This is a genomic window from Streptomyces sp. NPDC002564 (assembly GCF_042889645.1).
Lineage (GTDB): Bacteria > Actinomycetota > Actinomycetes > Streptomycetales > Streptomycetaceae > Streptomyces.
In genome coordinates this window covers 43804-57031 of record NZ_JBIARE010000012.1, presented here as the reverse complement: position 1 = coordinate 57031, position 13228 = coordinate 43804, and the positions used below count along the sequence as shown (strand labels likewise).

12 protein-coding genes are annotated in these 13228 nt (G+C 72.1%); 8 read left to right on the top strand and 4 right to left on the bottom strand.

Annotated elements, in window-relative coordinates; all coding sequences use genetic code 11:
• Positions 1–35: 35 nt before the first annotated feature.
• The gene (locus ACFYXE_RS32120) at positions 36–986 is read right to left on the bottom strand and encodes an RNA polymerase sigma factor SigF (RefSeq protein WP_389318674.1); all 951 of its coding nucleotides are present in this window, start codon (positions 984–986) and stop codon (positions 36–38) included.
• 238 nt (positions 987–1224) lie between these two features.
• On the opposite strand from ACFYXE_RS32120, the gene ACFYXE_RS32115 reads away from it, so the two are divergent.
• The 6 genes from ACFYXE_RS32115 (at position 1225) to ACFYXE_RS32090 (ending at position 6965) form a co-directional block, all read left to right on the top strand.
• Complete coding sequence (locus ACFYXE_RS32115) at positions 1225–1593, top strand: STAS domain-containing protein (protein ID WP_361171803.1); 369 nt, start codon at positions 1225–1227, stop codon at positions 1591–1593.
• 262 nt (positions 1594–1855) lie between these two features.
• Positions 1856–2365, top strand: coding sequence for an ATP-binding protein (locus tag ACFYXE_RS32110; protein ID WP_361171800.1), 510 nt, complete (start codon positions 1856–1858; stop codon positions 2363–2365).
• A gap of 275 nt (positions 2366–2640) precedes the next feature.
• Positions 2641–3387, top strand: a complete 747-nt coding sequence (locus tag ACFYXE_RS32105; RefSeq protein ID WP_389318671.1) for an LPXTG cell wall anchor domain-containing protein — start codon at positions 2641–2643, stop codon at positions 3385–3387.
• Positions 3388–3436: 49 nt separating this feature from the next.
• The gene (locus ACFYXE_RS32100) at positions 3437–4444 is read left to right on the top strand and encodes a hypothetical protein (RefSeq protein WP_389318669.1); all 1008 of its coding nucleotides are present in this window, start codon (positions 3437–3439) and stop codon (positions 4442–4444) included.
• Positions 4441–5625: a hypothetical protein gene (locus tag ACFYXE_RS32095; protein ID WP_389318667.1), complete on the top strand. Its 1185-nt coding sequence runs from the start codon at positions 4441–4443 to the stop codon at positions 5623–5625. Before ACFYXE_RS32100 ends, ACFYXE_RS32095 begins: the two co-directional genes overlap by 4 nt.
• Positions 5625–6965 carry a hypothetical protein gene (locus tag ACFYXE_RS32090; RefSeq protein WP_389318892.1) on the top strand — a complete coding sequence of 447 codons (1341 nt, stop codon included), beginning with the start codon at positions 5625–5627 and terminating at the stop codon, positions 6963–6965. Before ACFYXE_RS32095 ends, ACFYXE_RS32090 begins: the two co-directional genes overlap by 1 nt.
• Positions 6966–7378: 413 nt before the next feature.
• On the opposite strand, the gene ACFYXE_RS32085 is transcribed toward ACFYXE_RS32090, so the two are convergent.
• Positions 7379–8206 carry an alpha/beta hydrolase family protein gene (locus ACFYXE_RS32085; RefSeq protein ID WP_389318665.1) on the bottom strand — a complete coding sequence of 276 codons (828 nt, stop codon included), beginning with the start codon at positions 8204–8206 and terminating at the stop codon, positions 7379–7381.
• Positions 8207–8415: 209 nt separating this feature from the next.
• Positions 8416–9912: an oligopeptide:H+ symporter gene (locus ACFYXE_RS32080; protein ID WP_361171788.1), complete on the bottom strand. Its 1497-nt coding sequence runs from the start codon at positions 9910–9912 to the stop codon at positions 8416–8418.
• Positions 9913–10383: 471 nt separating this feature from the next.
• Between ACFYXE_RS32080 and ACFYXE_RS32075 the strand changes: the two genes are divergently transcribed.
• Both ACFYXE_RS32075 and ACFYXE_RS32070 read left to right on the top strand, forming a co-directional pair.
• Positions 10384–11061: a response regulator transcription factor gene (locus ACFYXE_RS32075; RefSeq protein ID WP_361171785.1), complete on the top strand. Its 678-nt coding sequence runs from the start codon at positions 10384–10386 to the stop codon at positions 11059–11061.
• 60 nt (positions 11062–11121) lie between these two features.
• Positions 11122–12399, top strand: coding sequence for an ATP-binding protein (locus tag ACFYXE_RS32070; RefSeq protein WP_389318662.1), 1278 nt, complete (start codon positions 11122–11124; stop codon positions 12397–12399).
• Between the two features lie 76 nt (positions 12400–12475).
• Here the strand turns inward: ACFYXE_RS32070 and ACFYXE_RS32065 are convergent, their stop codons facing one another.
• Positions 12476–12985 carry a GtrA family protein gene (locus ACFYXE_RS32065; protein ID WP_389318660.1) on the bottom strand — a complete coding sequence of 170 codons (510 nt, stop codon included), beginning with the start codon at positions 12983–12985 and terminating at the stop codon, positions 12476–12478.
• Positions 12986–13228: the final 243 nt, after the last annotated feature.

Here is a 13228-nt window from a genome sequence, read left to right as displayed (position 1 = left end):
GGGTGTTCAGCTGCCGCTGGGGGCGGCGGGGTGCGTCACTCCTCGACGGTCAGGCCCTTGCGGAGCTTGACGAGGGTGCGCGAGAGCAGCCGCGAGACGTGCATCTGCGAGATGCCGAGCTCCTCGCCGATCTCGGACTGCGTCATGTTGGCGACGAAGCGCAACGAGAGGATCTTCCGGTCGCGCGGCGGCAGTTCGGCGATCAGCGGCTTCAACGACTCGACGTACTCGATGCCTTCGAGTCCGTGGTCCTCGTAGCCGATGCGGTCCGCGAGGGCGCCCTCGGAGTCGTCCTCCTCCGGCTGCGCGTCCAGCGAGCTCGCCGTGTAGGCGTTGGAGGCGGCCATCCCCTCGACGACCTCGTCCTTGGAGATGCCCAGGCGCTCGGCGAGCTCGCCCACCGTGGGGGCGCGATCGAACTGCTGGGCGAGTTCGTCGCCCGCCTTGGCGAGGTCCAGTCGGAGCTCCTGCAGGCGGCGCGGGACCCGCACCGACCAGCTGGTGTCACGGAAGAAGCGCTTGATCTCGCCGACGATCGTCGGCATCGCGAAGGTGGGGAACTCGACGCCGCGGCTGAGTTCGAAGCGGTCGATCGCCTTGATGAGGCCGATGGTGCCGACCTGGATGATGTCCTCCATCGGCTCGCTGCGGGAGCGGAACCGGGAGGCCGCGAACTTCACCAGGGCGAGGTTCAGTTCGACCAGGGTGTTGCGGACGTACGCGTACTCGTGCGTGCCTTCCTCGAGCGATTCGAGACGCTCGAAGAGGGTCTTGGACAGGGCCCTCGCATCCAGCGGCCCCACCTCGTCGTACGGCGGGATCTCGGGGAGCTCGGGAAGGCCGTGGGTGCCTTCCGGGGCGTCCTGAGCCGGCAGGGGCTCGTGGGCAGGGCCCGGGATCTCGGTTGCGGAGTGGTGCGGCGGGAGTGTCGACGTCGCCTGGTCAGTATGCGATTCGTCGAGCCGGGGTGACATGGTGTCCTCCATCGTTCTCGGCATATGGCTGCCGATGCCAATACGTGCACTGCGGTGTGCGGCGCCTCCGAAGCCGTCCGTGTCGATTGCTGTCTCTTCTACCCCTACCCGCTTCCGCGCGTCGGTCGCAAGTGCCTTCTGAGGCTAAATGTCCGATTTCGGGGGGATGTTCGGCTACCCCGGACCGTAGGGAGGGCGTAATGTTCAGGGGCGTCATCAACAGCCACGACGGTCGGAAGAGAGTGACGGCATGGACCGCGGGACGGTCGGCAGCGCGCACAGGGGCCGACTTCTGGTCGAAGTGCGGAAGGTGGGCACGAGTGCCGTCGTGACACCGGCGGGTGAGTTGGATCACCACACCGCCGATGTGTTGCGCGAGCCACTCGAGAACTGCCTGGAAGAGGGCTACGCACGGCTTGTCGTCGACTGCTCGGGTCTGGAGTTCTGCGACTCGACCGGGTTGAACGTCCTGCTCGGCGCGCGGCTCAAGGCGGAGGCCGCGGGCGGCGGTGTGCACCTCGCGGGGATGCAGCCGGTGGTCGCCCGGGTCTTCGAGATCACGGGGGCGGACGCCGTCTTCACGGTCCACGAGACGCTCGAAGCGGCCCTCGGTGACTGAGTCCGCGGCGGGGTCCTTGCTGGTCACGCGCGAAAGTTACGTTTCAGTTGTCCCTGCGTGATCATGGCGTTACCAGCGTCACACGGACCGTGTCGAAGAAGTGGGTGTTCTCACGGTTCGTCCGGGCAGGAGAGACCTGGATCCGTCGACAGCGGTCCTCACGCCCACAGTCAGAACGGCAAGCAGCCGATGTCCCCTTTCGCCCCGAGTTCTCTACGTCTTCCAGAGTCCTCAGTCCCCTTGTCGGTGAGGTGAAGCGCTGATGAGCACCACCCGGCCTTACTCGCCGGGCGACCGTGGCCCGGAGTCCGAGGCCGCCGTCGCGGACGCTCCCGCGGACCAGGTCTCCCAGGCGCCCGCGGGCCGGCAGGTCCGCAGGCTCAGCCTGATCGGGGCGAGCGGCATCGTCCCGCTCGCCCGGGACTACACCCGCGAGGCGCTGCACGCGTGGGGCTGGCTGCCGGCCGACGGCGCCGACCGGCGCGCCGCCGCCGAGGACGTCCTCCTCGTCGTCTCCGAGCTCGTCACCAACGCCTGCCTGCACGCGGAGGGGCCCGACGAGCTCTGGCTCTCCTGCGACGGCAAGGTGCTGCGCATCGAGGTCTCCGACCGCGGCACGGGCCAGCCCGCGCCGCGCACCCCGCACCGGGCCGGGCGGCCCGGCGGCCACGGCATGTTCATCGTGCAGCGGCTCTGCATGGACTGGGGCGTCGTCCGCACCCCGGGAGTCGCGGGCAAGACCGTCTGGGCCGAGCTGGGCGCCCCCGCCTAGGGCCTGTCCGGCGGATCCCGTCGCGGGCGACCCCGGCGGATCCCGTCGCGGGCACGCCCCCGGCGGAGAGCGCCGGGCGACCCCCGCCGCCGGCCCATGGCCACGGCTGTTACCCACGGTTCGCACACGCGCCGGATCACTACGGATCCGGCGCGTCCTTTGTCTTCCCTCCACAAGGCCCCGGGCGTACCTTGAGCGCCCAATCTGATGTGCCGTCAGTAACACCTGTACCTCCGCACCGCGGCACGCCACGACCGGCATGAGGGGACAACGAGGTGTCGCACACGAAGAAATCGGCCGCGCTCGCGCTTGCCGCCGCCCTGGCCGGCGGCTCAGCGGTGCTGCTGGCCGCCCCCGCCGCGCAGGCCACCGTCCAGGACGTCAACTACCAGTGCAAGACGCCGATCGGGGACAAGAGCGCGGTCTCGCCGATCGACATCAAGAGCGTCAAGAGCGGCAGCGGCTACAAGCTCACGATGTCGTTCCAGAAGGGCGTCTCGTCCAGCCCCGTGGAGCTCGGCAAGGGCGCGATGAAGCCCAGCGCGGTGATCAAGCTGGGCGGCGCGGAGAGCGGCACGGTGCCGGTCTCCGGCGCGACGAACGCCGAGGCGATCCCCGCCAACACCCCCATCAAGATAAGTGACTTGTCGGGGACGTACACGCCCAAGAAGAGCGGCAAGGTCACCTTCACCGCGGGCGTCCTCACCATCAAGGCGCTCGGCACGACCACCACCTGCACCCCGTCCAACAACCCCAAGCCGTCCCTGGAACTGGACGTCAAGGGCTCCGGCGGCGGCTCCGGCGGCTCCGGCGGTTCCGACTCCGGCTCCGGCGGTACGACGGGCGGGTCCGGCACGAGCGGCGGCACCGGCGACTCCGCGTCCGGCGGCGGCGAGCTCCCGCAGACCGGCCCCGCGGACTCCGCCGTCGCGCTCGGCACCCTCGGCGGCACCGTGCTGCTCGCGGGCGCGGCCGGCACGCTCTGGCTGACCCGCAGGAACCAGGCGGCGCGCTCGCGGTAGCCCGGCAGGACCCCGCAGGAAGATCACGTACGGAGATCAGGAGCCGCCGATGCCGCCGAAGCCGCATGCGCCGATGACGTCCGCCGCACGGGTCGCGCTGTGCGCCCTCGTCCTGGCGGCGGCGGGGGCGGGCCCCGCCCTCGCGGACGACGGCGGCGGCTCCGCGCGGTGGACCGTCGCGCCCCTCGCGGGAGGCGGCGGCCGTGCCGTGCGGGACGGGCGGCCCTCCTTCTACGCGGAGGGCGGCCCCGGCACGGTGCTGCGGGACACCCTGGCCGTCACCAACCCCGGCCCGAAGCCCCGCACGGTCACCCTGCGCGGCGCGGACGCGGCCAACACCGGCTCCGGTGCCCTCTCCGTCACCTCGGCCGGGAAGCACCCCGAGGACACCGGGGCGTGGATCACCTTCGCGAAGCGGCGGGTCGAGGTGCCGCCCCGGACCCGCGCCGAGGTGCCGTTCACCGTGACCGTGCCCGACACCGCGGTGCCCGGCGACCACCCCGGCGCGATCGTCGCCAGCGGCGGCGGCCGCACGGTGGGCGTGCGCGTGCACCTGCGGGTCGGCGGGCCCTCGCTCTCGGCGCTCACCGTCGAGCGGGTCAAGGTCGACACGGGCGCGAAGCGCATCTCGTACGACCTGGTCAACCGCGGCAACACCGTGCTGACGCCGAAGCTCGCGGTGCACGCGAAGGGCGTCCTCGGCGCGCGTCTCGACCGCCCCGCGCGCACCCTGCCGGTCGAGCTGCTGCCCGGCCGGCGCGTCTCGCTGACCGAGCCGTGGCCGCACCCGCCGGCGCTGGACGCGGTCGACGTGGAGCTCACCGCCACGGCGTCGGGCGGCGCCCGCGACACCGCCACCGCCTCGGCCCGCTTCGTGCCGTGGGGCGCGGTCGCGGGCGGCGGCGCCCTGCTGCTGGCCGCCGCGGCCGGCGCGGTCCGCCTCGTGCGCGGGCGGCGGCGCCCCGAAGGGCCGGAGCCGGCGGACGAACAGGAGCACGGCACACGGGAGTTGGCCCCGGTCGGGGCGGCGGTCGCGGGGACGGGAGAGGAACTGTGAACGGAAAGAACAGGCCCGGCGCGGCCGGGGCCGTACTGGCCGCACTCGCGCTCCTCGCTCTCGCGCTGCTGCCGCAGGCCACGGCGTCCGCCGCGGACGGGCCGACCGTGAAGCTCTCCGCGTCCCAGGCGGGCAAGGGCGGCTCGGTGACCGTCAAGGGCGCGGGATGGCGGCCGGACGCGCTGCTGATGATGCTCGTCTGCGGACGGTCCGCGCCCGGCAAGGGGGTGCTCGGCGGCACCAACTCCTGCGCCAACGCCGAGGGCCGCGCCGTCACCACCGACAAGAAGGGCGCCTTCGACAAGAAGCTGCCGGTCGCCGAGCCGCCGGAGCCCTGCCCCTGCGTCGTCCACGTCGCGACGGTCACCGGCGAGAAGCAGCAGGTCGACGCGGTGCTCAAGGTCGCGGGCCATCCCGTGAAGGCACTGCCCGCGCAGGCCGGCGGCGGACGGCTCTCCGTCCTGACGGACACCGGGCTCGAAGGCTCCAGCGGAGTGCTCACGTGGTTCGGCGCCCCGCCGCAGCGCAAGCTGGAGTTCACCGTCGGCAACGTCGGCCCGGCGCCCGTCAAGGACCCCGTCTTCCAGGTCGGCACCTCGCACGGCGTGTTCGCCCCGCAGTGGGAGGAGCAGCAGTGGCGCGGCACGATCGCGCCGGGCAAGAAGGCGCGGATCACGCTGCCGGTGGAGCTCTCGGCGGGCGCGCACGGCGACTACCTGGTCTCGCTGAAGTTCGGCGGGAAGGTGCTCGCCGAACAGCCGTGGGGCGTGGGCCGCCCCTGGGGCGTGACGCTCTTCTGGATCCTGCTCTGCGTCGTGGTGCCCGCGGCCGTCTTCCGCATCGGCATGGCGGTCGTCGACCGGCTCCGCCCGCACCGGCGCGGGGCGGGCCGCCACCGCACCGGGCGCTTCGCCGAACTGGTCCGGCGGATGCCGCAGTTGAGGCTTCCGCAGGGCGCGGTCGACGCGGACCGCAGGGCCCGTACGCCCGGTGGCGGCGCCCCGGCCCACGCGGCGCGCCCCTCCCGTACGAAACCTCCGGGGGACCCCGGCGCGAGCGGCGCGGGCACGACGGAGGCGACCGCCGCGCTGCCCTGGTTCACCCCCGACACCGACCCCGGCGCACCCGCAGGCCGGCTCTCCGCACCGTCCGACAACCGTCCGACGAAGGGAACCACGTGATCACGCAACGACGGAGAGCGGGCGCGGCCTCGGTCGCGCTCCTGCTGGGCGGAGCGGGTCTCCTGCTGACCGCAGGGCCCGCGCAGGCCGCCGAAGTCGCCTACAAGACCGAGTGCATCCCGCCGGCGATCTCCGGCCTGCCGCCCGTGCAGGGCACCACGCAGGTGCAGATCACGGCACCGGCCACGGCCAAGGTGGGCGACCAGGTCGAGGTCGTGTGGAAGACGACGCAGGCCGCGTCCAAGAACCCCGATGTGCTCGACCTCGACAAGGACACGGTCAAGCCGTCCGGCACGGTCAAGGTGGCCGGCGGCCAGACCGGCAGCCTCGCCGTGGCGGGCGAGCGCACGAACCCGCCGATCAAGAAGAACAGCCCCATGCTCCTGTCCGACATGAAGGGCAAGCTGAAGCTGACCGCGGCGGGCGAGGTGACGCTCACGCCGGACGCGTACACGATCAACGTCAGCAAGCCGATCTCCACGGACACCAAGTGCACGCCCAAGGAGCAGGTGAAGGCGGGCGCGACGATCAAGGTGACGGACGGCAGCGGGGGTTCCGGCGGCGGTTCGGGCGGCAACGGCGGCGCGAACGGTGGCGGCAGCGGTGGCAGCGGCGGCAGCGGTGGTTCGGGGGGTGCCGCCGGTGGCGGTACGTCCGAGGGCGGTACGTCGGGTGGCGGCGGCGGAGGGAGCGACTTCCCCGGCAAGGAGGTCCAGACCCCCTACAAGTGCAAGACGCCGATCGGCGACAAGGAAGCCACCTCGCCGGTGCAGATCAACGCCAAGAAGGACGGCGGGAGTTACGGCCTGACGGTGCAGTTCAAGAAGGCCGTGATGGACAGCCCCGCGGACATCCCGGCGGACTCGGTGAAGCCGTCGATGGAGGTCGCGCTGGGCGGCGCCGACAAGGGCACCGTCCATGTCGAGGGCCCGACGAACAAGGCGCCGATCAAGTCCGGCGACCCGATGACCATCCCCGACCTGACCGGCACGTACAAGCCGGGCGCCGACGGCAGGTCGACGCTGTCGCCGGGCGTCCTGACGGTCAAGGCGCTGGGCACGACGACGACGTGCACGCCCACCAGGAGCGAGGTCTCCCTGGAGATCGACACGAAGGCCCAGCCGGGCGGCGCGTCCGGTTCCGGCGGCGGGTCGGCGGGAGGCGCGGGGGGCTCCGCGGGTGGTTCGGCGGGGGGCTCCGCGAGTGGTGGCGGCCTCGCCGAGACGGGGGCCGGACACGACGGTGCGTTGCGGGCGCTCGGACTGGTGGCCGGCACGGTGATCCTGCTGGGCGGGGCGGTCTTCACGTTTCTCCCCCGGCGCAGGGGAGGGCTCCGCTGAGCAGCAGCCGTTGAGCACCCGGTGCGGGGTTCGTGTTCGTGCCCCGTCAGGGGCGCGGGGGACTGCGCGAGCGGCCCGCAGCGGCCCGCGGTGACCGCGTCTGCGTGGCGCGGGTCCGTGGCCCGCCGCGGGTTCGCCGTGGCTTGTCGCGCAGTTCCCCGCGCCCCTTAGGGAGCCCTGGAGCGCCCGGCGCGGGATCTGCGGGCCCCGTGCCCGCCCGCGGGTTCGTCGTGGCTTGTCGCGCAGTTCCCCGCGCCCCTTAGGGAGCCCTGGAGTGCCCGGCGCGGGATCTGCGTGTCCCTGAGGGAGCCCTGGAGTGCCCGGCGCGGGATCTGCGTGTCCCTGAGGGAGCCCTGGAGTGCCCGGCGCGGGATCTGCGGGCCCCTGGGGAGCCCCGGAGGGCCCGGCGCGGGTTAGGGCCGTTTCCGGAGCCAGCGGAGGATTTCCGATGCGGTGCCCGGGGTCTTGAGGAGGGGGCCTCCGTGGGCGGAGCCGGGGAGCGTGCGGACCGTCACGTCCGTGAGGCCCGCCCGCCGCTGCGCCGCGGCAAGCTCCGCCGAGTGGGCCGGCGGCACGAAGTCCCCCGCCGAGTGCAGGAGCAGCAGCGGCGCGTCGTCCGCGCCGGAGGCGTGGGAGGCGACGGAGAGGTCCGCCCACCGGTCCTCGCAGCGCCGCACCCCGCGATCCGGCACGCACCCGGCAAGCCGCTCCGCGGCCCTCCGCAGCTCCCGCCGCTCGGCGGACGCCCCCCGCTTCGCCCCGTCGCGCCAGGCCCGCCGCGGCGACGCCACGGGCGACAGGGCGACCACCCCGCGGACCCGCGTATGCCCCGCCCCGTACGCCCCCGCCTGGAGGGCCAGGTGCCCGCCCGCGGAGGAGCCGAGCACGAGCGGCCGCTCGCCGCCCTCCCGCCGCCGCACCCAGCGCACCGCCGCCAGCACGTCGTCGCGCTGCGCGGGCCACACGGCGTCCGAGGTCAGCCGGTAGTCCGTGTCGTACACGGTGAAGCCCCGCGCGGCGAACCACCGCGCCCAGCCGCTCCAGTCCGTGTCCTTGGACCAGTAGCCGCCGTGCACGATCATCAGCGCCGGGCCCTTGTCCCCGTACACCGTGATGTTCTGGCGGGCGTGGCCGCCGTAGGGGAAGAGGCGCCCGGCGGGCGGCTCGGGGGCCGCGCCGGCGGCGGCAGTGGAGGAGAGCAGCGCCCCGCACACGGCGAGGGTCAGCAACGTACGACGCATGGCCCGATGCTGCACCGCCCGGCCGCCCCGCCCGCCCAGAAACGCTCGGCGCCACCGCTGCGGGTGGCCGAACGGTCCTCTGTTCGTACGTATCGGGTGATCGTCCCGCGGGAACCCCGACGGGATCGCACGGAACCCGTACGGGAAAGGGCCGCCGCTCCCCGGAGGGAACGGCGGCCCTTGAGCACGTCAGGTCAGGACCGCACGGGTCAGTTGACCGACCCCATCAGCTGCTTGACCTTCTTGCGGGACGTCCAGATGCCGAAGCCCGCCGCGACGGCGATGAGCGCCTCGACGGCCACCGCCCCCGAGTTGTTCAGGTCCACGCCGAGCTGCGGCGAGGTGAGCAGACCCGTGACGGAGTCGCCCGCGGTGACCGCGAGGAACCAGACACCCATCATCTGGGCGCTGTACTTCTCCGGGGCCATCTTCGTGGTGAGCGAGAGACCGACCGGGGAGAGGCAGAGCTCGCCGACGGTCTGGATGAAGTAGATCGCCACGAGCCACATCGGGCTGACCCGGCCGCCGTTGTTGGCGGTGTCGATCAGCGGGATGAGGAAGACGGCGAAGGAGATGCCGATCAGCGTGAGGCTGGAGGCGAACTTGACCGCCGTGCTCGGCTCCTTGCCCCGCTTGTTCAGCCAGAGCCACGCCGAGGCGACCACCGGGGCGAGCGCCATGATGAAGATCGGGTTCAGCGACTGGTACCAGGAGGTCGGGAAGTCGAACCCGAGCAGGTTGTTCGTCGTCGCGGTCTTGCCGAAGATCGACAGCGTGGAGCCGTTCTGGTCGTAGATCATCCAGAAGACGGCGGCGACCACGAAGAACCAGATGTAGCCCGACAGCTTGGACTGCTCCAGCTGCGACAGCTCCTTGTCCCGCTTCATCCGGGCGAGGACGGCGATCGGGATGATCAGGCCGGCGATGATCAGCGGCATCAGCGCCCAGTCGGCGAAGTTCCCCGTCACGCCCATCAGCGTGTAGAGCGCGGCGGCGACGATCAGCCAGATCAGGCCGTTGCGCAGGGCCGAGGCGCGCTGCTGCGGCGTCGCGGGCTGCGAGACCACGCTGCTCTGCGCGCTCAGGTGACGCGAGCCGATCATGAACTGGGCCAGGCCCAGCGCCATGCCGACCGCGGCGAGCGCGAAGCCCAGGTGCCAGTTGACGTTCTCGCCGACGGTGCCGATGGACAGCGGGGCGAGGAAGGCGCCGAGGTTGATGCCGATGTAGAAGAGCGTGAAGCCACCGTCACGGCGCGGGTCCTTGGGACCGTCGTAGAGGTGGCCGACCATCACGGAGATGTTCGCCTTCAGCAGGCCGGAGCCGAGCGCGACGAGCGCGAGACCGGCGAAGAAGGTCGCCGAGCTCGGCAGCGCGAGCGTGATGTGGCCGAGGATCACGACCGCGGCACCGATGACGACGGTCTTGCGCGGACCCCAGAACCGGTCGGCCATCCAGCCGCCGGGCATGGCGAGCAGGTAGACCATCGACATGTAGACGGAGTAGATCGCCGTCGCGGTGGTGGCACTCATGTTCATGCCGCCGGGCGCGATCAGGTACAGCGGGAGCAGTGCCTTCATGCCGTAGAAGCTGTAACGCTCCCACATCTCGGTCATGAAGAGTGTGGCCAGTCCGCGGGGGTGGCCGAAGAAGGTCTTCTCGGAGCCAGGGGTACTGGCGGAGTCCTTCGTCAGGCTGGACGCCATGGGTCGATCCTCGTGGGTTCGGGACGCGCGGCAGGAGCGTGTGCGCGCCCGGTGGGGGGCGGTCGGCACCGTTGTCGCGGCGTCCAACCCCACGCCCAGGGGAGGTTCACCCCCGCGCGGGGGAGTGAGGGACGGCGACTCCGGGATCCACACCCTGGGCGCATCCTCGCGCGCAGGGCCCGACCACAGGTCATTCCTTTCAAGGCTGGCCGCAGCCGGCCCGCACATAAAAGAGACCTAAGGCGCGCACAGCGGGCCAAAGGTCCTTGAGTAGTGCATCAGGCGTTGGGTCACCATACGACACGTCAGGGATGCATATGGAAGGACTTGAGACATGGATCACAGGTGTCGCTGGAACCAATGACACACAATCAAAGGTAATTCTCAGAATCCCTTCCCACAGCCGCAGGCGCGATCCTTCACCGTCCGATCACCTCCCTGCCCTTGTCCGGCGCGGACTACCATCACCCCATGACCCGTGTACTGCTCGCCGAGGACGACGCGTCCATCTCGGAGCCGCTGGCCCGTGCCCTGCGCAGGGAGGGGTACGAGGTAGAAGTGCGTGAGGACGGTCCCACCGCCCTCGACGCAGGTCTGCAGGGCGCCGTCGACCTGGTCGTGCTCGACCTCGGGCTGCCCGGCATGGACGGCCTGGAGGTGGCGCGCAGGCTGCGGGCCGACGGGCTCACGGTGCCGATCCTCATCCTGACCGCGCGCGCGGACGAGGTGGACACCGTCGTCGGTCTGGACGCGGGCGCCGACGACTACGTGACCAAGCCCTTCCGCCTCGCCGAGCTGCTCGCCCGGGTCCGGGCCCTGCTGCGCCGCGGCGCCACCGAGCCCAAGGAGGCGCCCGCCACGCACGGCGTGCGCATCGACGTCGAGTCGCACCGCGCGTGGATGGGCGACGAGGAGCTGCAGCTCACCGCCAAGGAGTTCGACCTCCTGCGGGTGCTGGTGCGGGACGCGGGCCGGGTCGTCACCCGCGACCAGCTGATGCGCGAGGTCTGGGACACGACGTGGTGGTCGTCCACCAAGACCCTCGACATGCACATCTCCTGGCTGCGCAAGAAGCTGGGCGACGACGCGGCGAACCCGCGCTACATCGCGACGGTACGGGGCGTCGGCTTCCGCTTCGAGAAGAGCTGACGCCCGACCCCGCGGGCACGGGCAGCCCTGACGGGGCACGACATCCGCGACACTGAGTAGATGCGCCGTCGCCTGATCAACAGCACCCTCGCCGTCGTCCTCGTGGTGATCGCCGTCTTCGGCGTCAGCCTCGTCATCGTCGAGACGAGGACGATCAGCAGCAGCGCCCAGGAGCGCGTGGACTCCGAGGCGCTGCGCCTGGCCAGCATCGTCGACAGCCGCCTGATCAGCGAGGAGCGGATCAGCGGCGACATCCTGCGCGACCAGGTCGCCACCGACCGGTACGCCCGTATCGACATCCCCGGCCGCCGCCCCATCGAGATCGGCGCCCGCCCCTCGGGCGACGTCATCAGCGCCACCCGCCCCGGTGAGCAGGGCGAGAAGGTCACCGTCGAGGAGCCGCGGGCCGCGGTCACCCGCGAGGTCGGCCGCACCCTGCTGATCATCGCCGCGGTGGCGCTGCTCGCCATCGTCGCGGCCGTGCTCCTCGCGGTGCGCCAGGCCAACCGCCTCGCCTCCCCGCTCACCGACCTCGCCGAGACCGCCGAGCGCCTCGGCTCGGGCGACCCCCGGCCCCGCCACAAGCGGTACGGGGTGCCCGAGCTGGACCGCGTCGCCGACGTCCTGGACGGGTCGGCCGAGCGCATCGGGCGGATGCTGACCGCCGAGCGGCGGCTCGCCGCCGACGCCTCGCACCAGCTGCGCACCCCGCTGACCGCGCTCTCCATGCGCCTGGAGGAGATCACCGTCACCGAGGATCTCGACACCGTGAAGGAGGAGGCGACGATCGCGCTGGCCCAGGTGGAGCGGCTCACCGACGTCGTGGAGCGGCTGCTCACCAACTCCCGCGACCCGCGGACCGGCTCCGCCGTCGCCTTCGACCTGGACGAGGTCGTCAAGCAGCAGCTGGAGGAGTGGCGCCCGGCCTACCGCAGCGCCGGCCGCGCCGTCGTCAGCTCGGGCAAGCGGCACCTGGAGGCCGTGGGCACGCCGGGCGCGGTGGCCCAGGTGCTCGCCGCGCTGATCGAGAACTCGCTGATGCACGGCGGCGGCACGGTCGCCCTGCGCACCCGGGTCACCGGCAACCAGGCGGTCATCGAGGTCACGGACGAGGGCCCGGGCGTTCCCGCGGACCTCGGCGCGCGGATCTTCGAGCGGACCATCAGCGGCCGGAACTCGACCGGAATCGGCCTCGCGGTGGCCCGGGATCTGGCCGAGGCGGACGGCGGACGCCTGGAGATGCTGCAGACGAAGCCGCCGGTCTTCGGGCTCTTCCTGTCACGGACGCCGCTGCCGAAGGGCACGCCCGCCGAGGCGGAGGACCGCACGGTCCGCTAGCGGGCTCGGGCGGCAGGAGCGGCAGGCTCGGCCCGGGCGGAAAGCGCGGGCTCGGCCCGGGCGGAAAGCGGCGGGCTCAGCTCGCGCGCCGCACCACGGGCTTCTCGTCCGTCTCCTCCAGGAACGATTCGGCATGCGAGACGGCATCGCGGGCGGGCAGCGCCTTGAAGACCCAGCTGCGGTACGACCAGAAGCGGAAGAGGGTCGCGATGCCCATGCCGAGGAACTTGAAGAAGTTGGCCTGCAGCCGGCCGTCCCAGCCGAACCAGTACGTCGCGGCGTAGAGCACGCCGTTCTCGATCACCAGGCCGACCGCGCTGAACAGCAGGAACAGCGTGAGTTCCTTGGTGCGGCCGCTCTTGTCGCGGTCCCGGTAGGTGAAGTACCGGAAGCCGACGTAGTTGAAGGCGATGGCCACGACCGTGGCGATCACGCTGGCCCGCACCACGTGCAGGTCGGTGACGTGCCGCACGAGGTTGAAGACGCCGAAGTTCACCAGCGTCCCGACCGCCCCCACGGCGCCGAACTTGGCGATCTCGCGCGTGAGGCTGTCCAGCCGCACCCGCAGTGCGCCTCGTTCCGTCATGGTGTCGCCCCAGCCCCCGTCGATGCGGACCGGCCCTGCGGCCGGTCGGTTACGTGCCGACGGATTGGTGTTTCGGTCGTGTCGACCCCGCCATGCTAACCAGCGGGCCCCCCGGGCGCTCGCGGGCGCCCGGACACTGTGGCCGCGCTGTGACAGGACCGGCCGCGGGGCGCCGTATCCGGCCGCTGCCGGGTGGCCGATACCGGCCGATACCCTGGAGGCGTGACGTTCCCGGTAGTCGGC